The 25,475-nt window shown below is 72.4% G+C and carries 28 protein-coding genes; 17 read left to right on the top strand and 11 right to left on the bottom strand.

Annotated features, from left to right (window positions below; genetic code table 11):
• Positions 1-58 precede the first annotated feature (58 nt).
• Positions 59-1,678, bottom strand: coding sequence for an acyl-CoA carboxylase subunit beta (locus J2X46_RS02430; RefSeq protein WP_310246463.1), 1,620 nt, complete (start codon positions 1,676-1,678; stop codon positions 59-61).
• A 68-nt stretch (positions 1,679-1,746) separates the two neighbouring features.
• Between J2X46_RS02430 and J2X46_RS02425 the strand changes: the two genes are divergently transcribed.
• Positions 1,747-2,547, top strand: coding sequence for a biotin--[acetyl-CoA-carboxylase] ligase (locus tag J2X46_RS02425; RefSeq protein WP_310246461.1), 801 nt, complete (start codon positions 1,747-1,749; stop codon positions 2,545-2,547).
• Here the strand turns inward: J2X46_RS02425 and J2X46_RS02420 are convergent.
• Complete coding sequence (locus J2X46_RS02420; RefSeq protein WP_310246458.1) at positions 2,504-3,565, bottom strand: LacI family DNA-binding transcriptional regulator; 1,062 nt, start codon at positions 3,563-3,565, stop codon at positions 2,504-2,506. The genes J2X46_RS02425 and J2X46_RS02420 overlap by 44 nt on opposite strands.
• Positions 3,566-3,617: 52 nt before the next feature.
• On the opposite strand from J2X46_RS02420, the gene J2X46_RS02415 reads away from it, so the two are divergent.
• The 6 genes from J2X46_RS02415 to purE all read left to right on the top strand — a co-directional run bounded on the left by J2X46_RS02415 (position 3,618) and on the right by purE (position 9,204).
• On the top strand, positions 3,618-5,492 hold the full coding sequence (locus J2X46_RS02415; RefSeq protein WP_310246456.1) for an amidohydrolase: 1,875 nt from the start codon (positions 3,618-3,620) through the stop codon (positions 5,490-5,492).
• A gap of 47 nt (positions 5,493-5,539) precedes the next feature.
• Complete coding sequence (locus J2X46_RS02410) at positions 5,540-6,049, top strand: PH domain-containing protein (protein ID WP_310246453.1); 510 nt, start codon at positions 5,540-5,542, stop codon at positions 6,047-6,049.
• Complete coding sequence (locus J2X46_RS02405; RefSeq protein ID WP_310246450.1) at positions 6,039-7,046, top strand: adenylate/guanylate cyclase domain-containing protein; 1,008 nt, start codon at positions 6,039-6,041, stop codon at positions 7,044-7,046. The genes J2X46_RS02410 and J2X46_RS02405 overlap by 11 nt, the downstream gene beginning before the upstream one ends.
• Before the next feature lie 95 nt (positions 7,047-7,141).
• On the top strand, positions 7,142-7,456 hold the full coding sequence (locus tag J2X46_RS02400) for a winged helix-turn-helix domain-containing protein (RefSeq protein WP_310246448.1): 315 nt from the start codon (positions 7,142-7,144) through the stop codon (positions 7,454-7,456).
• A 43-nt stretch (positions 7,457-7,499) separates the two neighbouring features.
• Positions 7,500-8,669, top strand: coding sequence for a 5-(carboxyamino)imidazole ribonucleotide synthase (locus tag J2X46_RS02395; protein WP_310246445.1), 1,170 nt, complete (start codon positions 7,500-7,502; stop codon positions 8,667-8,669).
• Positions 8,670-8,676: 7 nt separating this feature from the next.
• A complete protein-coding gene (gene purE / locus J2X46_RS02390) occupies positions 8,677-9,204 on the top strand; it encodes a 5-(carboxyamino)imidazole ribonucleotide mutase (RefSeq protein WP_310246443.1) in 528 nt (175 codons plus the stop codon).
• On the opposite strand, the gene arfB is transcribed toward purE, so the two are convergent.
• A complete protein-coding gene (gene arfB / locus J2X46_RS02385) occupies positions 9,201-9,629 on the bottom strand; it encodes an alternative ribosome rescue aminoacyl-tRNA hydrolase ArfB (protein WP_310246440.1) in 429 nt (142 codons plus the stop codon). The genes purE and arfB overlap by 4 nt on opposite strands.
• A gap of 53 nt (positions 9,630-9,682) precedes the next feature.
• On the opposite strand from arfB, the gene lhgO reads away from it, so the two are divergent.
• Both lhgO and J2X46_RS02375 read left to right on the top strand, forming a co-directional pair.
• Positions 9,683-10,882, top strand: coding sequence for an L-2-hydroxyglutarate oxidase (gene lhgO / locus J2X46_RS02380; RefSeq protein ID WP_310246437.1), 1,200 nt, complete (start codon positions 9,683-9,685; stop codon positions 10,880-10,882).
• 16 nt (positions 10,883-10,898) lie between these two features.
• Entirely contained in the window at positions 10,899-11,882 is a 984-nt protein-coding gene (locus J2X46_RS02375; protein WP_310246433.1) for a Gfo/Idh/MocA family oxidoreductase, read from the top strand.
• 1 nt (position 11,883) lies between these two features.
• Here the strand turns inward: J2X46_RS02375 and J2X46_RS02370 are convergent, their stop codons facing one another.
• Complete coding sequence (locus tag J2X46_RS02370) at positions 11,884-12,330, bottom strand: CoA-binding protein (RefSeq protein WP_310246430.1); 447 nt, start codon at positions 12,328-12,330, stop codon at positions 11,884-11,886.
• A 54-nt stretch (positions 12,331-12,384) separates the two neighbouring features.
• Here J2X46_RS02370 and J2X46_RS02365 point away from each other — a divergent pair, with 54 nt between their 5' ends.
• Complete coding sequence (locus tag J2X46_RS02365; protein WP_310246427.1) at positions 12,385-13,557, top strand: acyl-CoA dehydrogenase family protein; 1,173 nt, start codon at positions 12,385-12,387, stop codon at positions 13,555-13,557.
• 76 nt (positions 13,558-13,633) lie between these two features.
• Complete coding sequence (locus J2X46_RS02360; protein ID WP_310246424.1) at positions 13,634-14,506, top strand: HAD family hydrolase; 873 nt, start codon at positions 13,634-13,636, stop codon at positions 14,504-14,506.
• Here the strand turns inward: J2X46_RS02360 and J2X46_RS02355 are convergent.
• Positions 14,490-15,074, bottom strand: coding sequence for a TetR/AcrR family transcriptional regulator (locus J2X46_RS02355; protein ID WP_310246421.1), 585 nt, complete (start codon positions 15,072-15,074; stop codon positions 14,490-14,492). The two genes, J2X46_RS02360 and J2X46_RS02355, sit on opposite strands and share 17 nt — an antisense overlap.
• Positions 15,075-15,146: 72 nt before the next feature.
• Here J2X46_RS02355 and J2X46_RS02350 point away from each other — a divergent pair, with 72 nt between their 5' ends.
• From J2X46_RS02350 to J2X46_RS02340, 3 genes are read left to right on the top strand one after another with little or no spacing between them, the layout of a single operon-like run.
• Positions 15,147-15,473 (top strand): SMR family transporter, encoded by a 327-nt coding sequence (locus tag J2X46_RS02350; RefSeq protein ID WP_310246417.1) that lies wholly within the window; start codon positions 15,147-15,149, stop codon positions 15,471-15,473.
• Positions 15,474-15,504: 31 nt separating this feature from the next.
• Positions 15,505-16,266, top strand: coding sequence for a dienelactone hydrolase family protein (locus J2X46_RS02345; RefSeq protein WP_310246414.1), 762 nt, complete (start codon positions 15,505-15,507; stop codon positions 16,264-16,266).
• Positions 16,267-16,276: 10 nt separating this feature from the next.
• Positions 16,277-17,125 (top strand): hypothetical protein, encoded by an 849-nt coding sequence (locus J2X46_RS02340; RefSeq protein ID WP_310246412.1) that lies wholly within the window; start codon positions 16,277-16,279, stop codon positions 17,123-17,125.
• Here J2X46_RS02340 and J2X46_RS02335 read toward each other — a convergent pair.
• The 6 genes from J2X46_RS02335 to J2X46_RS02310 all read right to left on the bottom strand — a co-directional run bounded on the left by J2X46_RS02335 (position 17,103) and on the right by J2X46_RS02310 (position 22,681).
• Positions 17,103-18,782: a copper resistance protein CopC gene (locus tag J2X46_RS02335; protein WP_310246409.1), complete on the bottom strand. Its 1,680-nt coding sequence runs from the start codon at positions 18,780-18,782 to the stop codon at positions 17,103-17,105. The two genes, J2X46_RS02340 and J2X46_RS02335, sit on opposite strands and share 23 nt — an antisense overlap.
• On the bottom strand, positions 18,779-19,540 hold the full coding sequence (locus tag J2X46_RS02330; RefSeq protein ID WP_310246408.1) for a YcnI family protein: 762 nt from the start codon (positions 19,538-19,540) through the stop codon (positions 18,779-18,781). The genes J2X46_RS02335 and J2X46_RS02330 overlap by 4 nt, the downstream gene beginning before the upstream one ends.
• A 69-nt stretch (positions 19,541-19,609) precedes the next feature.
• Entirely contained in the window at positions 19,610-20,158 is a 549-nt protein-coding gene (locus J2X46_RS02325; RefSeq protein WP_310246406.1) for a hypothetical protein, read from the bottom strand.
• 49 nt (positions 20,159-20,207) lie between these two features.
• Positions 20,208-20,627, bottom strand: a complete 420-nt coding sequence (locus J2X46_RS02320; RefSeq protein WP_310246403.1) for a DUF1707 domain-containing protein — start codon at positions 20,625-20,627, stop codon at positions 20,208-20,210.
• Entirely contained in the window at positions 20,624-21,328 is a 705-nt protein-coding gene (locus J2X46_RS02315) for a PadR family transcriptional regulator (protein ID WP_310246400.1), read from the bottom strand. Before J2X46_RS02315 ends, J2X46_RS02320 begins: the two co-directional genes overlap by 4 nt.
• Before the next feature lie 150 nt (positions 21,329-21,478).
• Entirely contained in the window at positions 21,479-22,681 is a 1,203-nt protein-coding gene (locus J2X46_RS02310) for an LCP family protein (RefSeq protein ID WP_310246398.1), read from the bottom strand.
• Between the two features lie 25 nt (positions 22,682-22,706).
• Between J2X46_RS02310 and J2X46_RS02305 the strand changes: the two genes are divergently transcribed.
• From J2X46_RS02305 to J2X46_RS02295, 3 genes are all read left to right on the top strand, one after another.
• Entirely contained in the window at positions 22,707-23,210 is a 504-nt protein-coding gene (locus J2X46_RS02305) for an acyl-CoA thioesterase (protein WP_310246394.1), read from the top strand.
• Positions 23,211-23,221: 11 nt separating this feature from the next.
• Positions 23,222-23,818, top strand: coding sequence for a GNAT family N-acetyltransferase (locus J2X46_RS02300; RefSeq protein ID WP_310247322.1), 597 nt, complete (start codon positions 23,222-23,224; stop codon positions 23,816-23,818).
• 99 nt (positions 23,819-23,917) lie between these two features.
• Positions 23,918-25,456: an LCP family protein gene (locus tag J2X46_RS02295; RefSeq protein ID WP_310246391.1), complete on the top strand. Its 1,539-nt coding sequence runs from the start codon at positions 23,918-23,920 to the stop codon at positions 25,454-25,456.
• The last annotated feature ends 19 nt before the right edge of the window (positions 25,457-25,475 follow it).

Genomic DNA, 25,475 nt, shown 5'->3' with positions numbered 1-25,475 from the left:
CCGAAACGAGCTGACGAGTCGATGCGATCCCGCTGCTCGGGGACCCTCCGGGCCCGCCTCACAGCGGGATGTTCCCGTGCTTCTTGGGCGGGAGGGTCTCGCGCTTGGTGCGGAGCAGCCGGAGCGAGCGGATGACCTCGATGCGGGTCTCGTGGGGGGCGATGACGGCGTCGACGTAGCCGCGCTCGGCGGCGATGTAGGGGTTGGCCAGCGTGGTCTCGTACTCGTCGATGAGCTGGGCCCGCTTGGCCTCGACGTCGCCGCCCTCGTCCTGGACGGCCTTGAGGGTCTTGCGGTGGAGGATGTTGGCCGCGCCCTGGGCGCCCATGACCGCGATCTGGGCGGTGGGCCAGGCGACGTTGATGTCGGCGCCGAGGTGCTTGGAGCCCATCACGTCGTAGGCGCCGCCGTAGGCCTTGCGGGTGATGATCGTGATCAGCGGGACGGTGGCCTCGGCGTAGGCGTAGATCAGCTTCGCGCCGCGGCGGATGATGCCGTCCCACTCCTGGTCGGTGCCGGGCAGGAAGCCGGGCACGTCGACGAACGTCAGCACCGGGATGTTGAAGGCGTCGCAGAACCGCACGAAGCGGGCGGCCTTCTCCGAGGCGTCGATGTCGAGACAGCCGGCGAACTGCATCGGCTGGTTGGCCACCACGCCGACCGAGTGGCCCTCGACGCGACCGAAGCCGATGATGATGTTGGGCGCGAACAGCTCCTGGACCTCGAGGAACTCCTCGTCGTCGAGCACGGCGGTGATGACGTCGTGCATGTCGTAGGGCTGGTTCGCGCCGTCGGGGATGATCGTGTCGAGCGCCCGGTCGAGGTCGGTGACCTCCATCTCGGGTGCCTCGTCGAGCTCCGGGGCCGGGTCGAGGTTGTTCTGCGGGAGGTAGGACAGCATCGCCTTGACGTAGTCGATGGCGTCCTCCTCGTCGGAGGCCATGTAGTGGGCGTTGCCGGACTTGGTGTTGTGGGTCCGGGCGCCGCCGAGGTCCTCCATCGTGACGTCCTCGCCGGTGACGGTCTTGATCACGTCGGGGCCGGTGATGAACATCGCGGAGGTCTGGTCGACCATCACGGTGAAGTCGGTGACGGCGGGGGAGTAGACGTGCCCGCCGGCGCAGTTGCCCATGATCAGGCTGATCTGCGGGATCACGCCGGAGGCGTGGACGTTGCGGCGGAAGATCTCGCCGTACAGGCCCAGGGAGACGACGCCCTCCTGGATGCGGGCACCGGCGCCCTCGTTGATGCCGATGATCGGGCAGCCGGTCTTGATCGCGAGGTCCATGACCTTGGTGATCTTCTCGCCGTAGACCTCGCCGAGCGAGCCGCCGAAGACGGTGAAGTCCTGGCTGAACACGCACACCATGCGGCCGTTGACCTCGCCGTAGCCGGTCACCACGCCGTCGCCGTAGGGGCGGTTCTTCTCCAGCCCGAACGCCGTCGAGCGGTGCCGTGCGAGCTCGTCGAGCTCGACGAAGGTGCCCTCGTCGAAGAGCATCTCGATCCGCTCGCGGGCGGTCCTGCGACCCTTCGCGTGCTGCTTCTCCACGGCCTTCGCCGAGCCCGCGTGGACCGCCTCGTCCAGGCGCTGCTCGAGGTCGGCCAGCTTGCCGGCCGTCGTGTGGACGTCGATCGCGTCGGGGACGTCGGTGCCTTCACCGGGCTGTGCACTCACGCGGAGGCCTCCTGTTGTCTGCTGGTCGGTCGCACGGAGCTGTCTACCTCTGGGGCAATCTAGACCCCATGACGGACGCGCCCGCACCTCGCCCACCCATCGACCTCGACCGGCTGGTCGCACCGACCGGGTGGCGCGTGGAGGTCGAGGAGGCCACCGCCTCGACCAACGCCGCCGTCGCCGAGCGGGGCCGCGCGGGGGAGGAGCCCGGCCTGGTGCTCGTCACCGAGCACCAGACCGCCGGCCGCGGTCGGCTGGACCGGGTGTGGGAGACCCCCGCCCGCTCCTCGCTCACGTTCTCGGTGCTGCTGCGACCCGACGTACCTCCTCAGGCGTGGACGTGGATCCCGCTCCTGACCGGGTACGCCGTCCAGGCCGCGCTCGCCGACCGGCTCCCCGACATCGCGCTGAAGTGGCCCAACGACGTGCTGGTCGACGGCGGTGAGTCCGGCGCGGGTCGCAAGGTGGCCGGGATCCTGGTCGAACGGATCGAGACGGACAGCGGGCCGATGGCCGTGGTCGGGATCGGCATCAACGTCGACCAGACGCTCGACGAGCTGCCGATCGCGCTGGCCACCTCGGTCTCCCTGGAGACGGGAGACCCGGTCGAGCGCACCGGGCTGCTCGGCCAGGTGCTCGGCTCGCTCCACGGCCTGCAGGGCCTGCTCGACGACACCGAGTCGCTGCGCCTGGCCTACGCCGACGTGTGCGTGACCCTCGGCCGGGCCGTCGACGTGCACCTGCCCGACGGGACCGTACGCCGCGGCGAGGCGCTCGACATCGACGCGACCGGGGCACTGGTGGTCGGGACCGACGACGGCACCTTCACCGTGGCGGCCGGCGACGTGGTGCACGTACGGCCGGCGTAGCCGTCCGGGTCGACGACGCGCGCACCTGGAGCTCGGCCGGCAGCAGCCGCTGCCGCTCGAGGCCACGCCGGCCGTTGACCAGCCCGATGAGCAGCTCGACCGACGCGGCCCCGACCTCGGTGGGACGCAGGCTGACCGTCGTCACGGGCGGGTCGAGGTGGACGTAGGCGGGGTCGTCGCTGAAGCACGCAACCGCCACGTCGCCGGGGACGTCCAGGCCCAGCTCGAGCGCCGCCTCGAGGGCGAGCCGACCGGAGTCGGTGTAGACGCCGAGGACCGCGTCGGGCCGCGGTGATCTCCGCAGCAGCTCGCGGACCGCGGCGCTCTCACCGGTGTTGGTGAGGTCGGGGTCGAAGTCCGCCACGACCGGCTCCTGGCCCACCCGCGCGCACCAGTCGTCGTACGCCCTCCGGAGGACCGTGGGGTAGGCGTCGTCGTGGCGGGGCAGCACCGCAGCCACGCGCGTGGCGCCGCCTGCGCGGAAGTGGTCGAGCAGCTCGGTGAGCACCGCGCCGTCGTCGGTGTCGATCCACGCATCGGTGCGCCGGGACTCGAGCGGCCGTCCGGCGAAGACGAGCGGGATGCCGCGACGCTCGAGGATCGCCCGGATCGGGTCGTGGACCCGCGGCTCGCAGTGCACGATGCCGTCGAGCGGGGTGGTGAGCCAGGCCCACGCCGACATCGATGCCGGCAGCACCGTCAGCAGGTAGCCGCGGTAGTGCGCGGTGCGGATCGCGGCGAGCACGAGCTCGGCGTAGTAGGGGATCTGGGTGTACGGCACCGCGAGGTCGCCGTGGGTGGCGAGGGTCAGCCCGAGCATCCCGGTGCCGCCGCGCGCCTGCGCGGTGGCCGAGGTGTACGGCACGTAGCTCAGCGCGTGGGCCGCGTCGACCACCCGGCGGCGGGTCGCCTCCGAGAGCCGGCCGGTGCCGTTCAGCGCGTTCGACACGGTCGCGGTGGAGACGCCGGCGCGCTCGGCGACCTGACGCACCGTGGGGCGCACGCGGCGTGCGGACATTCGTCCTCCCGACCTCTTGTGGTGAACAGGTTAATCACCCACGGTCCTCGCCATGACCGAGCCCACGCCACGCTCACCCCTTACCAGCGCCGCCCTCTCCCGCCGCGCGGTCGTCGCCGGAGCCGGTCTCGCCGCCGGCGCCGTCGCCGCACCCGCGGCAGTCGCGGCCTCACCCCGGACCGGGCGCACGGCCCGCGTCGTCGTCCGTGGTCACGTCTTCAGCGGTACGTCGCAGCGCGGCGCGGAGGCGGTCGCGATCGGCACCGACGGTCGCATCCAGGCGGTCGGCTCGACCCGCGAGATCCGGAGGATGGCGGACCGGAGGACCGAGGTCGTCGACGCGAGCGGCGGGACGATCATGGCCGGCTTCCACGACGGGCACATGCACCCGCTCGGTGCTGCGGAGCAGTCGATGAACCCGTCCCTCGGCAACGCCACGACGACGGTGCCGCAGCTCCAGGCGACCCTCCAGGGCTTCCTCGACGCCTCCGCCGACCACGAATCCGACGGGTGGCTGCAGGTGACCGACTGGAACCCGGTCGGCCTGCTGCCCGCGGGGACCACGGCGCACCGATCGATGCTCGACGCGCTGCGCACGGCGCGCCCGATGCTGCTGCAGGGCTCGGACTTCCACAACGCGTGGGTCAACAGTCGCGCCCTCGCGCTGGCGGGCGTCGACCGCACCACGCCCGACCCCGCGGGCGGCGAGATCGTGCGCGACGGCGCGGGCGAGCCGACCGGCCTGCTCAAGGACACGGCCCAGGACCTCGTCCGCAACGTCATCCCCCCGCCGGTGGAGGCGGAGCTCCAGGCGGCCTACGCCGACACCATGGCCTACCTGCTGAGCCTCGGCATCACGTCCTTCATGGACGCCGCGTCCGACGAGGAGTCGCTCAAGGCCTACGCCCGGCTCCGCTCGTCAGGTCGACTGCTCCAGCAGGTCACCCCCGCGCTGCGGCTGTCCAACGCGCACACCGTGCACCCGGCCGCGGCGGCGGACTACCTCCACGACCTGCGCCGGAGGTACGGCGACGTGCCGGGGATGCACGTCACCACGACGAAGGTGTTCGTCGACGGGGTGATCGAGTTCCCCGCGCAGACGGCGGCGCTGCTGTCGCCGTACCTCGACGAGGACGGCCGCCCGACGAAGCACCGCGGCGACCTCTACCTGACGAGCGAGCAGTACCAACGTCTCGCGGTCGTGCTCGACAAGTCCGGCTGGCAGATGCACAGCCACGCCATCGGCGACGCGGCGGTGCGGGTCGCGCTCGACGGCTACGAGGCGGCGTACCGCGCGAACCCGCGGCGCGCGAGGCAGCACCGGCACACGATCGCCCACCTCCAGCTCGTGCACCCCGACGACTACCCGCGCTTCGCCCGGCTCGGCGTGCTCGCGTGCATGCAGCTGCAGTGGGCCGTGCGCAACGTGTGGACGCTCGACGCGCTGCGCCCCTTCATCGGCGAGGAGCGCTTCCGCCGGATGTACCCGGCGGGCAGCCTCCAGCGGGCCGGAGCGCATCTCGTCGGCGGCTCCGACTGGCCCGTCGACCCGCTGCGGCCGTTCAACCAGGTCGCCACCGCGATGGACCGCACGATGCGCTCGGCGGTGCCGAAGCCGCTCAACGCGACCGAGGGGCTCAGCCGCGAGGCGGCGCTGCTCATGCACACCAGTGCGAGCGCCTTCCAGCTGCACGAGGGCACGCGCGGCGTGGTCGCACCGGGCCGGGTGGCCGACCTCGTGGTCGTCGACCGCGACCTCGAGCGGTCAAACTCGCGGGCCATTCGGCAGGCCTCGGTGCGCACCACCCTCGTCAAGGGCGCGGTGGTGTACGACGCCGACAGCGCGAGCGGGAGGGCCGTGGCCAGGCGTGGTGCGGGGCTCGCGGCCGTCGCCGGCGGCCGGGCGCCGCACGCGTGCTGCGGCTAGGTGGGCGTTTCCTAGAAGTCGGCTGACGCGGGTGCAATGATCACCGCGTGGCCTTTCCGACCAAGCTCCTCAACGAGGGCGAACACGTCGTCGTCTCCACCCGGACGCACGTCAAGGCGCTGATCCTGCCGGGGCTCGTCCTCGTCGTCGCGCTCGTCGCTGCCCTCCTCCTCACCGGCGTCGCCGACAACGGCGTCGTGCGGCTGATCGTGTGGGTGCTCTTCCTCGCCGTGCTCGTCTGGTTCCTGGTGGGGCCGTTCCTGCGGTGGCTGACCACGACCTACACCTTCACGAACCGCCGCTTCATCAAGCGCTCCGGCTTCATCGCCAAGGAGGGCCGCACGATCCCGCTCAACCGGATCAGCGGCGTCGACTTCGAGATCGGCGTGATCGACCGGATCTTCGGCTGCGGCACCCTGGTCGTCTCCGACGCCAGCACCGACGGCAGCGTCGCGCTCAACGACATCCCCCAGGTCGAGCAGGTCCAGCTGCAGGTGTCCAACGAGCTCCACCGACTCGCCGGCGGAGACCGCGACCACCGGGACGATGGCACCTGAGCGCAGCGCTCGCGGCGGGTCGCCGGACCGCGCACCGGGTGAGCAGCTCGACGACGCGATCCTGCGGAGCGCGCCGGAGTTCAACGCCCTCGAGGTGGCCGCCGAGACCGGCGTGACCATCGAGCAGACCCGTCGGCTCTGGCGCGCCCTGGGCTTTCCGGAGTTCGTCGGCGAGAAGGCCTACACCGCCGCCGACGTCGAGGCGGTCGCGACGCTGATGAGCTTCGTCGACGCTGGCGCGGTCGACTTCGACATGGCCGTCAACCTCACCCGCGGTGTCGGGCAGACGATGGCCCGCCTCGCCGACTGGGAGGTCTCCACCCTGGTCAGCCGGGTGGAGGAGATGGAGCGCGGCGAGCACGCCACCGGGTCGCGGATCGGGTCGGCGCTGAAGCTGATCAACGAGGTCAACCCGCCGTTCGAGCGGCTCCTGGTCTACGCCTGGCGCCGTCACCTCGCGGCCGCCGTCGGCCGGATCGAGGCGATGGGCGCCAAGGACGAGGACCTGCACACCATCGACGTCTCGGTCGGGTTCGCCGACCTGGTCTCCTTCACCGCCCTGTCCAACACACTCGATCGCGACGAGATCGGCGACCTGGTCGAGGTCTTCGAGAGCCGGTGCCAGGACGTGGTGGCCCGCTACGGCGGGCGGATCATCAAGAGCCTCGGTGACTCCGTGCTGTTCGTGACCAACGGCGCCGAGGACGCCGTGGCGGTCGCCGAGGGGATCATCAACGTCATCGGCCGCGACGCCAAGATGCCCGACGTACGCCTCGGGCTGGCCAGTGGCCCCGTGATCCAGCGCCTCGGCGACATCTTCGGACCGCCGGTCAACATGGCCGCGCGGCTGACCCAGGTGGCGCGCCGCAACCGGCTCATCGTCGACCAGAACACAGCCGACCTGCTCCCGCCCGCGGAGTGGGAGAGCCGCCGCCTGCCGGCCCGCCCGGTGCGCGGGTTCGGCCTCGTGGAGCCCGTCGCCGTACGCCGTCGCTGAGGCGGAGGACGGCATCGCGAGGTGGTCCAGACCAGTTCTCCACAATTCACCCATAAGGGTCACCTGGCGCCTGCGTGCTCGCCTATTTTCGCCCCGTGCTGGCTGTGCAAGACGTGCGACTGGACCCCTCGACGCGACAGGTGTGGAGGGGCGAGCGAGAGATCCGGCTCTCGCGCAAGGAGTTCCAGCTCCTGCATGCCCTGATGGCGCGCCCCGGTGACATCGTCACCCGCGGGGAGCTGATGGCGGACGTGTGGCAGACCTCGTTCTACACGAACTCCAAGACGATCGACGTGCACCTCGGGTGGCTGCGGCGCAAGCTCGACGACGACCCGCGCAGCCCCACGTTGATCACCACGCACCGCGGTCGCGGCCTGCGCTTCGAGGCCAAGGCCCCGGTCGCCAGCTGAGCCGGGGCCCGGACGCCGCGCGGGCCTTCTATAGGCTCCGGGCGTGTCCTCGACCGGCTCGCACCGTGCCCCCACGCTCGCCGTCATCGGCGGAGGCCAGCTGGCCCGGATGATGGCCCAGCCCGCGATCGCCCTGGGCCTGCCCCTGCGGCTGCTCGCCGAGGCCGAGGGCGTCTCGGCCGCGCAGGTCATCCCCGACCACCTCGTCGGCGACTACACCGACCTGCCCACCCTGCGCCGGGTGACCGCGGGCACGAGCGTGGTCACCTTCGACCACGAGCACGTGCCCACCGACCACCTGCACGCGCTGGAGGCGGAGGGCGTCGCCGTACGTCCCGGGCCGGACGCGCTCGTGCACGCCCAGGACAAGGCCGTGATGCGGCGCCGCCTCGCCGAGCTCGACGTGCCGTGCCCGCGCAACGCCGTCGTCACCACGACCGCCGACGTGGAGGCCTTCGGGCTGCCGTGCGTCCTGAAGACCACCCGCGGCGGCTACGACGGCAAGGGCGTCTGGGTCGTGCGCGCCCTGGGGGAGGCCCAGTCCGCTTTCGACGCGGCCGCGGCCGCGGGTGTCGAGGTGCTCGCCGAGGAGCTCGTGGACTTCCGCCGCGAGCTCTCCGCCCTCGTCGCCCGCTCGCCGAGCGGCCAGGCCGCGGCCTACCCGGTCGTCGCGTCCACGCAGCTCGACGGCATCTGCCACGAGGTCGTCGCCCCCGCGCCGGACCTCGCGCCCGCCCTGGCCGGTCAGGCGCAGGAGATCGCCCTGCGCATCGCCGGTGCGCTCGACGTCACGGGCATCCTCGCCGTCGAGCTCTTCGAGACGACCGACGGCCGGATCCTGGTCAACGAGCTGGCCATGCGTCCGCACAACACCGGCCACTGGAGCCAGGACGGCGCCGTGACGTCCCAGTTCGAGAATCATCTCCGCGCCGTCATGGACCTCCCGCTGGGCTCGCCGGCCCCGCGAGAACGCTGGACCGTGATGGTCAACATCCTCGGCGGACCCACCGACACCGGCCGGCTGTACGACGGCCTGCCGCACGCGATGGCGCGTGACCCGCAGCTGCGGGTGCACTTCTACGGCAAGGACCTCCGGCCCGGCCGGAAGGTCGGCCACGTCAACGCCTACGGCGACGACCTCGACGACTGCCTCGAGCGCGCGCGGCACGCTGCCGCGTGGTTCCGGGGCGACCTGGGCAACGAGAGCGAGTGAGGACCAGATGAGTGAGACGCAGGCCAGGGTCGCGATCGTGATGGGCTCGGACTCCGACTGGCCGGTCATGCAGGCGGCCGGCGAGATCCTCACCGAGCTCGGTGTCGCGTGGGAGGCCGACGTGGTCTCGGCCCACCGGATGCCGACCGAGATGGTCGCGTGGGGCCAGGAGGCGCACACCCGCGGGCTGTCGGTGGTCATCGCCGGCGCCGGAGGAGCGGCCCACCTGCCCGGCATGCTCGCGAGCCTCACGCCGCTGCCAGTGATCGGCGTCCCGGTGCCGCTGAAGTACCTCGACGGCATGGACTCCCTGCTCTCGATCGTCCAGATGCCCGGCGGGATCCCGGTCGCCACCGTGGCCATCGGCAACGCCAAGAACGCCGGCATCCTCGCCGCCCGGATCCTCGCGACCAGCGACCCCGAGCTGCAGCAGCGCCTCGTCGACTACCAGTCGTCGCTCGCCGAGACCGCGCACGCCAAGGGTGACGTCGTACGGCAGGCGGCGGCGGGCAGCACCCGCCGCGTCGGCTTCTAGTCCCGCACCCGGCCGCGGAGCGACTTGGTCTGCGCCCGCTCCTTCTTGGCCTTGAGCCGTCGCTCCTTCGACCCGCGCGTCGGGCGCGTCGGGCGGCGTGGGGGAGGCGGTGGTGCGAGCGCCTCGCGCAGCAGCTCGGCCAGCCGCTCGCGCGCCGCGACCCGGTTGCGGTGCTGCGAGCGGTGCTCGGACGCCGCGATGGTCACCCGCCCGGACGGCCAGCGGCGCAGCGCACGACGACGCTGGGCGTCGGTGAGCACCGCCGACGAGGCTACGTCGAAGTCGAGCTCCACTCGCGAGTCGGTCGTGTTGACCGACTGACCGCCGGGGCCGGGCGACTTGGAGAAGCGCTCGACCAGCTCGGCCGCGGGCACGACCAGGCCGTCGGGGAGCCCCGGGCCGGCGGGGACGTGGAGGTCGCGCATGCCCCCATTCTGGGCTTGACGGCCGGCGCCGCGACCCACCACCGTCTGACGGCATGGGGGAGAAGACTGTGGGAGTCGTCGGCGGCGGCATCCTCGGAGTGGCGATCGCGCGCGAGATCGTGCGTCGTCGACCGGGCACCGAGGTCGTCGTGCTGGAGAAGGAGGACCGGCTCGCGGCCCACCAGACGGGGCACAACTCCGGGGTCGTGCACGCCGGCATCTACTACAAGCCCGGCAGCCTGAAGGCCGAGCTCTGCACGCGCGGGCGTCTGCTGCTGCGCGAGTTCTGCGCCGAGCACGCAATCGCGTACGACGAGTGCGGCAAGCTCGTCGTCGCCGTTGATGCCAGCGAGATGGAGCGCTTCGACACCCTCGAGCGCACCGCCACGGCCAACGGCGTGCCCGGGCTGAGGCGGCTGTCGTCAGCCGAGATCTCCGAGGTCGAGCCGCACGCGACCGGGCTGGCGGCGCTGCACTCGCCGGCCACCGCCATCACCGACTACGTCGGGATCACCCGCGCCATCGCCGACGAGGTCGTCTCCTCCGGCGGCGAGGTGCGGCTCTCGTCCCCGGTCACCGGCATCCGGCGCGAGGCCGGCCGCGTCCTGGTGCAGGTCGCCGGAGGCGGTGCCCCGCTCGCCGTCGACCACCTCGTGGTCGCGGCCGGACTGCAGTCCGACCGGGTCGCGGCCCTCGTCGACGGCGACCCGAGCCCGGCGATCCTGCCGTTCCGCGGGGAGTACCTCGCGGTCAGCCGCACCAAGCAGGAGCTGGTGCGCGGCATGGTCTACCCGGTGCCCGACCCGCAGTACCCGTTCCTCGGCGTCCACTTCACCCGGCGCGTGAGCGGCGAGCTGGAGGTGGGCCCCAACGCCGTGCTGGCCACCCAGCGCGAGGGCTACCGCCGCCGCGACGTCTCGGCGGCCGACCTGCGTGACGTGCTGACCTATCCGGGCTTCTGGCACCTGGCGCGGGCCCACTGGCGCACGGGCATCGACGAGGTGATCGGCTCCGCGTCGATGCGTGCCTTCATGCGCAAGGCGTCGCGCTACGTCCCCGAGATCGGTGCCGCCGACGTGGTGCGTGCGGGAAGCGGGGTCCGCGCGCAGGCGGTCGATCGCGACGGCAGCCTGGTCGACGACTTCCGCATCGTGCAGGCCGACGGGGTCACCCTCGTGCGCAACGCCCCGTCCCCTGCGGCCACCTCGAGCCTGGCGATCGCCGCGCACGTCGTCGACCAGACGTGGGCGTGATCCCTAGGGTGGGCGCATGACCACGCGCTGGGGCATCGCCGCCACGGGCCGGATGGCCGCCGCCTTCGCCACGGACCTGGCGCTCGTGCCGGATGCGGAGCTCGCCTTCGTCGGCAGCCGCACGCCGGACCGGGCCGCCGAGTTCGCCGGGCAGTTCTCCGCGAGCGGGTCGGGCACCTACCGCGACCTGCTCGCCGCCGACCTCGACGTCGTCTACATCGCGACACCCCACCCGCAGCACCACGCGCTCGCGCTCGCCGCGATCGAGGCGGGCACTCCCGTCCTGGTCGAGAAGGCCTTCACCGCCACCCTCGCGGGTGCACAGGAGGTGGTCGACGCCGCCCGCGCGGCCGGGCTGTTCTGCATGGAGGCGATGTGGACCCGCTTCCAGCCCGCCGTGGTGCGGGCCAAGGAGCTCGTCGACGCCGGTGAGATCGGCGAGCCGCTGATGGTCACCGCGGACTTCGGCGCCCAGCGCGACTTCGACCCGGCCAGCCGGCTCTTCGACCTCGCGCTCGGTGGTGGCTCCGTCCTCGACCTCGGCGTCTACCCGATCTCGCTCGCCCAGTACGTCCTCGGCCGGCCCGACAGCGTCACCGTCACCGGGACGACGTACCCCAACGGGGCGGACCGGTCGGCGGCGATCCACCTCGCCCACGAGGACGGGAGGGCCGCCGCGCTGATGTGCACCCTCGCCGCGGAGACGCCCGGTCGCGCGGTGGTGGTGGGCACGGAGGGCTCGCTCGAGCTGCAGCCGCGCTTCCACCACCCCGACTCGTTCGTCGTACGCCGCAACGGGCAGGACCCCGAGGAGGTCGAGCTGCCGAGGACAGGGGCGGGCTACTTCCACCAGGCGGTGGAGGTCCAGCGCTGCCTGGCCGAGGGGCTCACCGAGAGCCCGACGATGCCGCTCGCGGACACCCTCGACGTGCAGTGGGTGCTGGAGGAGTGCCTCGGCCAGCTCGGCATCGAGATCGGTGAGGCGTCGGTCGAGCTGTAGGTCAGTCCCGCTTGCGCCACTCGATGGCGGGGCAGGTGTTCATCACCATCGGCACGCCCGCCGCGGTGGTGCGCTCGAAGGCGGCCTCGTCGATGACGCCCAGCTGGAACCAGACGCCGCCGGCGCCGATCGCCACGGCCTCGTCAGCGAACTGCCCGGCCGCCTCGGAGCGGCGGAAGACGTCGACCACGTCGATGTGGAAGGGGACGTCGGCGAGGGTGGCGTACCCCGGCTCGCCGTGCACCGCGAGCGCTCCGGGCTCGGCGAACTGCGGATGGATCGGCACGATCCGCTTGCCGCGCTCCTGGAGCAGCCGGGCGATCGACCAGGCGGTGCGCCCCGGGTCGCCGGAGAGCCCGACGACCGCCCAGGTCTCGGCCTCGTCGAGCATGTGGTCGATCGTGGCCCGGTCCTGCCAGTCCTGCTGCGACTGCTGCGGCGTGGTCATGACCACACCGTAGACGGCTGCTCCAGAATGCTTGGACGTCCTAGAATTCCGGTCATGAGCGAGTTCCCCCTCTACGCCCTGTCCGAGGAGCACCAGGCCATCCGCGAGGCCGTCCGGGCAGTGTGCGACGCCAAGATCGCGCCCCACGCCGCGGCCGTCGACGAGGAGGCCCGCTACCCCCACGAGGCCGCGGCCGCGCTGCTCGCCTCGGACTTCCACGCCCCGCACGTGCCCGAGCAGTACGGCGGCGCCGGCGCCGACGCGCTCGCCACCGTGCTGGTGATCGAGGAGGTCGCCCGCGCGTGCGTCTCGTCCTCGCTCATCCCCGCGGTCAACAAGCTCGGCTCGCTCCCCGTCCAGATCTCCGGCTCGGAGGAGCTCAAGCAGAAGTACCTGACGAAGCTCGCCAAGGGCGAGGGCGGCTTCTCCTACTGCCTCTCCGAGCCCGACGCCGGCTCCGACGCGGGCGGCATGAAGACCCGCGCGGTCCGCGACGGTGACGAGTGGGTCATCGACGGCGTGAAGCGCTGGATCACCAACGCCGGCGAGTCGGAGTTCTACACGGTCATGGCCGTCACCGACCCGGAGAAGAAGACCCGCGGCGGCATCTCCGCCTTCGTCGTCGAGAAGTCCGACGAGGGCGTCTCCTTCGGCGCCCCGGAGAAGAAGCTCGGCATCAAGGGCTCGCCCACCCGCGAGGTCTACTTCGACAAGGTCCGCATCCCCGCCGACCGGATGATCGGCGAGGAGGGCACCGGCTTCGCCACGGCGATGAAGACCCTCGACCACACCCGCGTCACCATCGCCGCACAGGCCGTCGGCGTCGCGCAGGGCGCGCTCGACTACGCCCTGCAGTACGCCAAGGAGCGCCAGCAATTCGGTCGCTCGATCGCCGACTTCCAGGGCCTGCAGTTCCTGCTCGCCGACATGGGCATGAAGGTCGAGGCGGCCCGCCAGATGACGTACGCCGCCGCCGGCCGCTCCGAGCGCGGCGACGACGACCTCACGTTCTTCGGCGCCGCCGCGAAGTGCTTCGCCTCCGACACCGCGATGGAGGTCACCGTCAACGCCGTGCAGGTGCTCGGTGGCTACGGCTACACCCGCGACTACCCGGTCGAGCGGATGATGCGCGACGCCAAGATCACCCAGATCTACGAGGGCACCAACCAGGTCCAGCGGATCGTGATGGCACGGCAGCTCCTCGCCGGGGTGCAGTCGGAGCTCTGAGACCTGCGCCTCACCCGCGACGTGGTTGTCGCGCCCGGTGGCGCCGTGACGACCGTCTCTGCGTACGGTCGTGGGCGTGCTCCAGCCACCTGCCCCGGCCGTCTCCTTCCTCGACGACCTCGTGCCCGGCGCGCTCGCGGGCGTACGGCTCGTCGTCTCCGACCTCGACGGCACGCTGCTCGCACCCGACCGGACGCTCCCGGCCGGCACGGGCGGGCTGGTGGCGGAGCTGCGTGACGCAGGCATCGCGTTCGTGCCCGCCAGCGGTCGGGCGTACGCCTCGCAGGCCGAGCTGTTCGCCGACGTGCCGGTCATCGAGACGTTCATCGCCGACAACGGCGCGGTCGTCGTGCAGCAGGGCCAGGCGCGGGGCACCGGCACCCTCGACCCGGCCCTCGTCCACGAGCTGGTCGCCGCAGTCCGCGAGCACGCGCTAGCCGGCGGCCGCCGTGCCACCTCAGTCGTGTGCGGTGTCGACACGGCCTGGGTCGAGGTCGACGGCGAGCTGTGGGACGAGGCCCTGAACTACCACCCGACGCTGACCCGCGTCGCCCGGCTCGAGGACGTGACCGACCCGGTCATCAAGGTCGCGATCGTCGACCTCGAGAGCACGGAGGCGGTCGACCGCGACGTGCTCCGGTCGTTCGCGAACCAGGCGCAGGTGACGCGTTCGGGCGCGCACTGGGCCGACGTCACCGCGCTCGGCGTCACCAAGGGCCAGGCCCTCCGCGACCTGCAGGACCGCCTCGGCGTCGGCCCGGGCGAGACGGTCGTGTTCGGCGACCACCTCAACGACCTGGAGATGTTCGGCGAGGCCGACCATTCCTTCGCGGTCGCGCACGCCCAGCCGGAGATCCTCGACGTGGCGCGCTACCGGCTGCCCGACCTGGTCGACCCGGTCCAGGTCGCTCTCCGCCGGATCATCGACGACGTCACCGGCGCGGCCTAGCCCTAGCGGCACCGTCCAGCGCCGCCACGGCGTCGGCGAGGTCGGCCACCGCCTGCCTGCTCAGGGCAGGCGGGTCGAGGGGGGCGTCGAGCTGGAACCCGAGGAACGCGGCGTCGACGATCGTGACGGCGCGCTGGGCCAGCGGCCGGTCGACCCCGGACCTCGTCAGGTGGGTGACCAGGCACGCCGTCCAGCGGTCGTTGGCCTCCCGCACGACGGTGGCGTAGGGCTCGCGACCGAGCAGGCCCAGCGCCGCCGCCTCGATGTAGGTCCGCGTGCACGGCTCGAGCGGCGGCGAGCCCCAGGCGGACCACAGGTCGTGCACCGCGGCCCGCAGGTCCGCTGATGCCGGCAGGTCGGTCACGTAGGCCACGGAGCGGTCGTTGGCCTCCCGCAGGATCGCCGCGACGAGGTCGTCCTTGGTGCCGAAGTGGTAGAGCAGCATCCGGTCGCTGGTGCCGAGAGAGGCGGCCAGAGGACGCAGGCTCAGCCCGATCAGGCCCTCGCGCAGGACGTAGTCGGTGGCGGCGCGCGTCCACGCCTCGCGGCGGCCGGGGTCCTCGGGCATGCGCGGGAGTGTAGCAAGTGCTACAGTTGGTGCTGTAGCACTTGCTACAGCGAGTCGGAAGGGAGTCCTCCCATGTACGCAGCACTGGTCCTGCTGTTCGCCGCGATCGCCGCCGAGGTGGCGGCCACGGCGGCGCTCCCGCGCACCCAGGGCTTCCGGGACCCGCTCTGGTCGGCGCTCGTGATCGGCGGCTACGCCGTCTCGATCTGGCTCCTGGCGGTGGTCGTGCGGCACATGGCGGTTTCCACGGCGTACGCCATCTGGGCGGGCCTCGGCACCGCGGCCGTCGCTGTGATCGGCGTGCTCTTCCTGGGCGAGGCCGTCACCCCTGCGAAGGTCGCAGCGCTGAGCATGATCGTCGCCGGCGTGGTCGTGCTGAACTTGCAGGGCGCGCACTAGCGGCTTCCGGTCCGTGGCTAGCCTCGAACCCGTGCCCACGATCTCCCTGACCCTGCCCGACGGCGACGCCGAGGCGTACCTCGCTCCAGCACCCGGGGGCGAGCCGGCACCCGGTGTGCTGTTCGTCATCGACGCGATCGGGCTGCGGCCGCGGATCGAGGAGATGGCCGACCGGATCGCGTCGTGGGGCTACACCGTGCTCGCGCCGAACGTCTTCTTCCGCGATGGCTCCGCGGCCGACGTCGCGCCGCAGGTCGACCTCCGCGAGCCCGGCAACCGCGAGGAGTTCATGGGGGAGGCGATGGGTCGCGTGAAGCGGCTGACCCCTGACCTGCTGGCCCGCGACCTCCCGGCCTACCTCGCCGCGCTGCGCGCCCGGCCCGAGGTGGCGGGGGAGGAGGTCGGCGTCACCGGCTACTGCATGGGCGCCCGGATCGCGCTCCGCGCCGCCGGCGTCGACCCGGCCGTGGTCGCCGTCGGCGGCTGGCACGGCGGCGGCCTGGTCACCGACGACCCCGACAGCCCGCACCACGCCCTCGCGACCGCTCGCGCCAGCCTCGCCTTCGGGCACGCCGACAACGACCGGTCGATGCCGCCCGAGGCCGTCGCAGCGCTCGGTGCCGCGATCGAGGAGGCCGGCCTGACGGCGGTCAACGAGGTCTTCCCCGGACCCCACGGCTACTCGATGTCCGACACCGCGATGTACGACGAGGAGTCCACCGAGCGGCACTTCGCGAGCCTGCGCACCCTCCTCGACCGCACCCTAGGCCCCGCCATGGGCGCCGCCTCGTAGGCTGGCCCGCGTGACCGTACGACGCCGACTGACCGCCGTACCGGTCCTCGGGGTCCTCGGCGCGCTGGCGGTCACCGGCTGCTCGGCCGACGACCCCGGCCAGGTGGCCGCAGGCCACTCGCACCCCGGAGGGGTGATGGTCTCGATGGCCGTCGGCGACGGCACCAGCGTCTCCGAGGTCGGCTACACACTGAGCGACCTCCAGGTGCGCGAGAAGCAGCGCGGGATCGGCGAGGTGCAGTTCCGGATCGACGACTACGACGGTGACCCGGTCACCGACTACGTCGAGGAGCAGACCAAGGAGCTCCACCTCTACGTCGTCAACGACGCGCTGACGGTCTTCCGCCACCTCCACCCGACCCGGGCCGCGGACGGCACGTGGTCGGCGCCCTTCGACGTACCCGATGCGGGGTCCTACCGCGTCGTGACCGAGTTCGTCGCCAGGGACGAGGGCGGCAACGGCGACCACGTGGTGCTCGGCCGACCCCTCGCGCTGCCGCCCGGCGACCCGGGCGACACGGTCGCCGAGGACCGCGTGGTCAAGGTGTCGGTCTCGCAGGCACCGGACGCCGGACCCAACGGCCTGCTCCGGCTCACGGTCCGCGACGCCGGCAACCGCCCCGTCAACCTCGGCACCTACCTCGGCACCTACGGCCACGTCACCGGCTTCAACACCGAGACGGGCGCGATGGTCCACCTGCACCCGCTCGACGCGCCCGACATCACCGAGGACGGCTCCGAGCTGACCTTCCACGCCGACATCGAGCAGGCCGGCGACTACCGGCTGTTCGTGCAGGTCCGGGTCGACGGCTTCGTGCACACCGTGCCGGTGGAGCTCACCGTCGGACGCTCAACCTGACCGTCGTCACCGGGCTCTCGAAGCGGCTCAGCACGAGGCTCACCTGCACCTCCCACTCGCCGGGGCGCGGGACCACGACCTGGCCGCGATAGGTGCCGGCCCCGATCGGTGTGACCGTCACCTCGCTGACGTCGAGGTCCTCGGTCCGCAGCGACACGACCGGGTTGGTCGGCGGGTCGTAGGGGTCGCCCGCCGCGTCCTGCACCTGCACGAGCAGCGTGTTGCTGCCGACGCGCTGCGGATCCATCACGGCCAGCACGCGCAGGTCGCCCGCCGTGGCCGAGCCGGTGCCGGTGGTGCCCGACTCCGCGGTGACCGGGGCGGGTCGCGGCGACTTGTTGACGAGCACCCCGGTCACGCCGAGCAGCACGACCAGCAGCACCGCCTCGACGCGCACCGCGCGGGTCACCAGCCGGGCAGCACGCTCGCGGTCGCCGAATCCGGCGGCCGCCTGGACCGCGGGAAGCGTGCGCCAGCGGTTCCACCCGCCGAGGGCCGCGACGACGGCGGCGATGCCGATCTTGGCCAGCAGCAGCCAGCCGTACGTCGTCTCGACCAGGAGGTTCCATGACCCGACGACCCGCCAGGCCAGGAACGCGCCGGCTCCGGCCACCACGAGCACCAGCCCGCCGGCGATCGTCGAGAACCGCGCCAGCGTCTGGGCGGCCAGCAGCTCACGACCGGCCAGCGCGCGCAGGGTGAGGACCAGGCCGACCAGGCCGCCCAACCACATCGCGCCGGCGCTCACGTGCAGGACGTCCCAGGTGATCAGCACCGGTGCCGGGGCGAAGGCGCGGGTGTGGCCGACCAGCGAGGGGCCGACCAGGGCGAGGACCGCGCCGCCGCCGATGAGCCGGCCGGCGACCAGCCCGGGCGCGGCGTCGGTGAGGGTGCGCACCACGATGCCGAGACCGACGATGACGAGCGCGGCGCTGACCAGCTCGTTGACCACCAGCGCGGCATCGAACCCGGTGACCACCTTGCCGAGCTCGAGGCCCTGCGCGTAGACCGACGCGACCGGCACCAGCAGGACCGCGGCCGCAACGGCCACCCATGCGGCGTACGTCGTCAGGCGGCGCAGCCGGCCACGCGCCTCGCCGCCGGCCCAGGCGCGCGGCAGTACCAGCACCACGAAGAGGGCGAGCCCGGCCGCGAGCAGCAGCCCGACGTAGAACAGCACGGTCAGGCCGTCGCGCAGCACCGTCACCACCGGCGAGGAGCTCTCCGGCTCCGGCGGCGCGACGACCGACGCGCTGGGCGCGCCGACCGAGAAGGTCAGCGCCCCCGAGATCGGGTGGCCGTCGCCGGACAGGACGTTCCACGACACGACGTAGGTGCCGTCGGCGAGGTCCGCCGCGTCGGGCAGGTCCACGGTGACCACGGCGTCACGTGCCGTGGCTGTGGACGCGACCTCGTCGCCCTCGGCGTCGTAGACCGCGATCTCCTGCGAGGTCAGCCGGACCGGCTCGTTGAAGGTCAGGGTGACGGAGTCGGGCGCGGTCTCGACAACCGAGCCCTCGGCCGGGTCGGAGCTGACCAGCTCGGCGTGCGCGGACGCCGGCGCGCCTGCCCCGAGGACGAGCGCGAGCGCGACCAGCGCGGTGGCGACCAGGCCCGGGGCCCGGTGCCACCACGCCGGTCGCGTCGCGGGGGTCACGACGTCGTACGCGTCCGGGTCAGGGCGAGGCCGCCGGCCGCCAGGCCGAGGAGGCCGGCGACGAGTCCGGCCCATCCCAGCGCCGAGGAGTCGTCGTCGGTGGCGTCGCTCGCGGCCTCGGCCTCGGCGTCGGCGGTCGTCTCGTCGGCGTGGTCGTCGTCGGCCGCGGCCGCTTCGTCGTCCGCGGCAGCGGTGCCGTGGTCATGGCCGCTCTCGCCCGAGGCGGCGAGGATCTCGAAGGACGGAGCCGGGTGCTCGAGCTCCTCCTCGTCCTGGCCCTCGGCGGCGACCTCGATCCAGTCGGTGCGACCCTTCTCGCAGGTCTGGATCGTCGGGAAGGACAGCACCTCGCCCTCGGCGTCGGGCACCTGGAACGACAGCTCGAAGGTGTCGCGCTGGCCGTCCGGCAGTGGCGTCGTGGCGGTGTAGGTGATCGAGGACGTGCGCTCGGTGACCTCGTTGCCGTGCGCGTCGGTGGTCGGCTCGTCGAGCTGGGTGATGGTGCTCTTCAGGTCGTAGTACGGGTTCCGCGTCGGCGTCACCGACAGGACCGACTCGGGGATCTGGATCTCGACCTTGGTGGTGGGCGACTCCTCGCAGCCGTGCGGGACGCTGAAGGTCGCCACGGTGAAGGCGCCGGCCGACGCGTCGGTGACGGTCGCGCTGACGTGGGCGCTGGCCGGTGCGACGACCGACAATGCGATGGCCGCGGTGGCGGCCGGGAGCGCGGCGAGGCGCGCGAAGGTACGGGTGGACATGGGTGGCTCATCTCCTGAGTGGTGGTGCGGGTCTGGGGTCACGTGGACACACCCGAACCCGCACGGGGCTCAGGTGTGGTGGACCGCCAGGGGTGGCCCGCGCCGTGGCCAGACCAGCAGGTGCACGAGGGAGGCGTAGGTCCGCACCTCGGCGTGGACCGCGCGCAGGCGGGCCGCGACGAGCGACGCGGGACGGGTGACGAACGAGACGACGAGGGAGCCGGCGCGACGACCGGCCCACCACAGCGCCGCGGTCAGCAGCGTGACGAAGAGGTGGGCGCAGACCATCTGCCAGGTCCAGCCCGGGTCGGGCGCGGCGACGGCGTCGTGGCCGGTGTGGACGTGCTCGGCGACGAGGCCGAACGACTCGTGCAGGCCGAGCTGTGCGGCGGCCACCGCGGGCAGGAGGGCCCACGCGGGGACGTCGCGTACGAAGAGCAGCAGGCCGCCGCCGAGCACGACGACCGTGATGAGGACGAGGCCGGGCACCGTCGGCACGGTTCCGCCGGCCCAGGTGTGCGCCGAGACGGCGCCCGTGAGCACGACGAACGTCGCGGCCAGGGCGCGCGCGAGGGCGTAGGGAGCACGCACGTGCTCGACCCTCGGCTCGGCCCTCATGCGGCACATCGTGTCAGAGGAATGCCTGGGGCCGCCTCAGCGGCCGGACCTACCAGCCGTGGTGGCCCTTCGGCCGGCGGTAGTCACCGTGGTGGACGAATGTCGGTGCGCAGCCGCGGCGGCTCCGCGCGAACCACATCAGCGGGAAGATCAGCAGCCACACCGGCGCGTGGGTCAGGATGCTGAGCCCGATGAGCAGCGCGAGCACCGGGAGGAACGGCATCCGGAAGCCGCGCCGGCCGCGCTGCTGGGCGGCCGGCTTCGCGGGCGGGTACGACACCTGCGGCCGGGGGAGGTCGCTGAACAGCACCGCCAGGTCGGCGCGGGTGCGTGCCGTCCAGATCGCGTCGAGCCGCTCGTCGTACTCCTCGTGGTCGAGGCGGCCGTCGGCGTAGTGCCCGGCCAGGTCGGCCATCGCACGCTCGCGGTCGCTGTCGGAGATGCGCAGGCGCGGGTCGGGCGCGCTCATCGCTCGTCGTCCCGTCCGTCCACGTCGCGGCCGTCGGCGAGGATGCCGTAGAGGCGGCGGCGGGTGTCGACGAGCACGTCGAGGGCCGCGCGGCGCTGCTGCTCCGAGCCCTGGGTGGCCAGCTGCCACACGGCGCTGACGACCTGGCCGATCTCGCTCTTGATGTCGGCCTGACCGGAGGGCTGGTCGGGGACCGGCTGCTCGGTGCGGGTGAACGGCGCCCACACCGCGGCGAGCTCGTCGGCGTGCTCCTCGGCCCAGGTGACGCCCTGGTCGGTGAGGCGGATGGTGCGGCGGCCGCGCTCGTCGTCGGACTCCACGAGTCCCTCGTCCTGGAGCTGCTGGATGGTCGGGTAGACCGAGCCGGGCGAGGGGCGCCACTCGCCGCTGCTGAGCTCGGAGATCTCCTGGATGACCTGGTAGCCGTTGATCGGCTCCTCGGCGCGGCGGGCGCGGTGCAGGACGTCGATGATCGCGGTGCGGACGTCGCCGCGCTTCACGCGCGGGCCGCGCTGCTGCGGCCGCTGCGGGGCAGTGGCGAAGCCGAAGATCTCGCCGAGCCACGGCGGCGGACCGCCCTGCCGGCGGCCGGGGCCGGAGCTCCAGGAGCCGCCCCAGCTCCCGCCTCCGGAACGGTGGTCGGACCGGTGGTCCGGTCGGTCGTTGCCGGGCCAGTCGGCGCCGGGCCAGTGGTGTCCCATGTCGTGCTCCCTCGGGTCGTACGCTGACAGAAGTTCGTGATCTATCGCAGAACTATCGGAGACGTATCGCGATATATCGTGAGCGTACGCCGACGAGGAGGGCCGCACAAGGGAGTTGTGCGGCCCTCTTCCGAGGGACAGCCAGCCGGGTCAGCTGCGGGCGCGGCCCGTCGGCGTGCAGGCGGCCTTGGGCACCGACTCGTCCTTGATGATCGCGTTGAACAGGGCGGGCGCCCGGTCGGGGTCGGCGATGATCCGGTTGGGGTCGCTGGGGGCCGAGAGGTTCGGCATGGTGCAGGTCTGGCTGTCGCCGGTCATGGCGAGGGCGAACCGGCCGAGGTCGAAGGGGTTCATGTTCTCGTCGACCCGGATCGCGCCGGAGGCGGCCTTGTTGAGCTTCCAGTAGCGGATCGGGTTGACGAAGGTCCACGGCGTCTTCGCCTCGCTGCCGAGTGCGCTGATCACCTCGCGCTGCCGGGCGACGCGGTCGAGGTCGCTGAGCGCGGTCACGTGCCGCGAGCGGGAGTACGCCAGCGCGGTGAGGCCGTCGACCTCCTGGCAGCCCTTCTTGATGTCGAGGCGGGCGAGTGGGTCCTTCATGTCCTGCTTGGGGCAGATCTCCACGCCACCGAAGGCGTCGACGGTGTTGATCACGCTGCCGAAGCCGAGCTCGACGTAGTGGTCGATGTGGATGCCGGTCAGCTTCTCGACGCTCGCGACGAGCAGGGGAGCGCCGTCGATCGCGAACGCCGCGTTGATCATCTGGGTGCCGTGGCCGGGCACCTCGGTGAGGGTGTCGCGGGGGATCGACATCATGGTCCGGCCGCCGGAGCCGGTGTGCAGCACGATGATCGTGTCGGTGTTGGTGCCGCCCCGCTCGCCGGTCTTGAGCACCTTGCGCTGCTCGTCGCTGAGGTCGTCGGCCTTGTCGGAGCCGACGATCAGGTAGTTGGTGCCGGGCTGGTCGGCCGGCCGGTCGCCGCCGGGCTCGGCGTCGACCTTGTCGATCTTGGTCCAGAACCAGAGCGGCACCGCGACGAGCCAGACCACGATCAGCAGGAGGATCAGGGGGATCAAGCCGAGCCGCAGGCGGGGGCGCCAGCGGCGCTTCTTCGGCCGCGGCGGCGGGGCGGAGGACGCCGTACGGCTGCCGGTGGGCGGCTGCCCACCGGAGCCGCGGGCCTCGCGCCGGGCAACCGGCATCACGCGCGTCTCGTCGGGGCGGTCGGCTCCCTGCGCGGGCACCTGCCGCGTGACGTCGCTCGACGGGGACTGCGACTGGCTCCCGTAGAGCCAGTCGTACTCCGGTGTTCCCTTCTCGGGCATCCCGGAGCCCTGCGGACGATCAGCCATGGGACGGGACGCTACCGTGCCGCACATGACGGAGAGCGGACCCCGACCCACGTCGTACAGCCGGGTCAGCCTCGGCATCATGGCCCACTCCAGCGAGGCCAACCTCCTCGGCAACGTGCACGGTGGCGAGATCATGAAGCTCGCCGACTCCACGGCCGGGGCGGTGGCCCACCGCCACAGCGGCGGTCCCGCGGTCACGGCGGCCATGGACGAGATGACGTTCCTCGCGCCGGTGCACGTGGGCGACATCATCAAGACCTATGCGCAGGTCAACTGGGCCGGCACCTCCTCGATGGAGATCGGCGTGCGCGTCGAGGCGCAGCCGTGGGGCAACGCCGGCGACGAGCCGGTGCACGTCGCGAGCGCGTACTTCGTGTTCGTCGCCATCGACGACGACGGTCGGCCGCGCCCCGTGCCGCCTCTGGAGACCGAGACCCCGGGTGACGTACGACGCCAGCGCGAGGCCGAGATCCGTCGCGCGCACCGGCTGGCGCGCAAGGCCGAGATCGACCTGGGGCGCGAGGAGTGACCTTGCGCAACGTGCGGACCGAGCGGCTGTGGCTGGACGAGCCGGTCGAGGGTGATGCCGAGGCGCTCCTCGCGATCCACAGCGACCCGGCGTCGTGGCGCCACTTCCCCTCGGGCCGGGTGACCGACCCGGCTGCGGGGGCGACGATGGTCGGCGCGAGCCGGCGCCGCTTCGACCGCGACGGGCTGGCGTACTGGTCGGTGCGCGACGAGGCCGACGGTCCGGTGGTCGGCCGGGGCGGCTGCGCCCTCCCCGACGAGGCCATCGGGGCCGACCCGACGCGACGGGGCTGGTGGAACCTCTACTACCGCTTCGACCAGCGCGTGGTCGGCCGCGGCTACGCCACCGAGATGGGGAGGGCCGCCATCGAGGCCGCGCACGATGTCGCCGCCGAGCGTCCCGTGCTGGCCTACCTCCTCGAGCACAACCACGGCTCGCGGCGCACCGCCGAGAAGCTCGGGCTGCGCCTGGTCTGGCGCGGGCCCGACGCCGACAACCCCGACCCCGACGCCGTACGCCTCGTGTTCGTCGACCGGGAGCCCGACGACGTGCTGGTGACGGCGCTCGAGGTCGAGGGGATGGCGGCGCAGCACCTGGTTCGAAGCTGAGGGCCCCGACCCGGGCCTCCCGGCGCGTCGCGGCCGCTTGTGACGGGTGTGACTGGTGATACTGGGCGGGCTGACTTCCCCCAGCAGAGAGGCCCCCCGATGCCGCCCGTCCCGCCCTCCGGGTCGCACGAACCGCGGTTCACCACGCTCGACCGCGCGCAGCGCGTCCGGTTCCGTCGTGCGGTGACCCTGATGCTGATGACCCTCGTGCTCCCGGGCTCGGCCCAGCTGGTCTCCGGCAACCGCCGGCTCGGGATGCTCGCGCTGCGGACCTGGTTCGCGCTGGTCGTGTTCGGCGTCGGCGCGCTGGTGTCGTCGTACTTCTGGCACGGGGTCGCGTTCTGGGCCGGCACCAACACGATGCTGCTCCAGGTGCTGCGGCTGGGCCTGATGGCGCTCGCGGTCGGCTGGGCCTACCTCTTCGTCGACGCCTGGCGCCTCGGCCAGCCGCTGACCCTGCAGCGCCAGCACCGGCTCGCGATCGTCGGGGTGAACGGCTTCCTCTGCTTCAGCGTCGCCGGCGCCCTGCTCTTCGGCGCGCACATGGTCGGCGTGCAGCGCCAGTTCATGATCACGATGTTCGGCGACGGCTCGGCCGTCGGCGCCCACCACGGCCGCTACAACGTGCTGCTCATGGGCGGCGACTCCGGCGCCGGCCGCTGGGGCCTGCGCCCGGACTCGATGACCGTCGCCAGCATCGACGCCGAGACCGGCAAGACGGTGCTGATCTCGCTGCCGCGCAACATGCAGAACTTCCCGTTCCCCGAGGGCTCGGTGATGGGCGAGCAGTTCCCCGACGGCTTCGACGTCGAGGGGATGTACCTCAACGGCCTCTCCACCTGGGCGCTCGACCACGCCTCCCTGTTCAAGGGCTCGAAGAACCCCGGCGTCGACGCGACCATCCAGGGCGTCGAGGGCATCACCGGCCTGAAGATGAACTACTGGGCGATGGTCAACCTCCAGGGCTTCAAGGACCTCGTCGACGCGGTCGGCGGCGTCGAGCTCAACGTGCGCCAGCGGATCCCCGTGGGCCTGCCGAGCGACTCCTACTTCCACTACATCGACCCGGGCAAGCGCACGCTCAGCGGCGTCGACACGCTGTGGTTCGCCCGCGCGCGCTACGACTCCGACGACTACTCCCGCATGGCGCGCCAGAAGTGCGTGATGAGCGCGATGCTCCAGCAGGTCAGCCCGCAGACGGCCGTCACCAACTTCCAGAAGATCGCCAAGGCCAGCTCCGCGATGGTCTCCACCGACATCCCGCGCGGCGAGGTCGACCGCTTCGTCGACCTGGCGCTCAAGGCCAAGAGTCAGAAGATCGCGACGCTCTCGCTGGTGCCGCCGATGATCAACACCGCCCACCCCGACATCGCCCTCGTGCAGCAGAAGGTGGCCGCGGCGATCGCGAAGGCCGAGGGCGTGAAGCCGGAGCCGGAGACCGCCGAGGCGGCTCCCGAGACGAGCACCGAGCCCGCCACCGGATCGAGCGAGGCCCCCGCCGCCGGCACGGGCAAGGGCGCGACGCCCACCTCACCCACGACGCCTGCGGCTCCGCAGTCGGTGACCGGCGGCTCGCTCGGCTCGCTGTCGGAGGGCTACGCCGCCAACGAGTCGGAGGACCTCGGCGCGGTTTGTTGAGGCGCTCTCCCGGGCCCCT

Source organism: Nocardioides sp. BE266, assembly GCF_031457855.1.
GTDB lineage: Bacteria > Actinomycetota > Actinomycetes > Propionibacteriales > Nocardioidaceae > Nocardioides.
The sequence above is the reverse complement of the archived record's forward strand: the minus strand, read 5'-3'. Positions and strand labels throughout refer to the sequence as shown.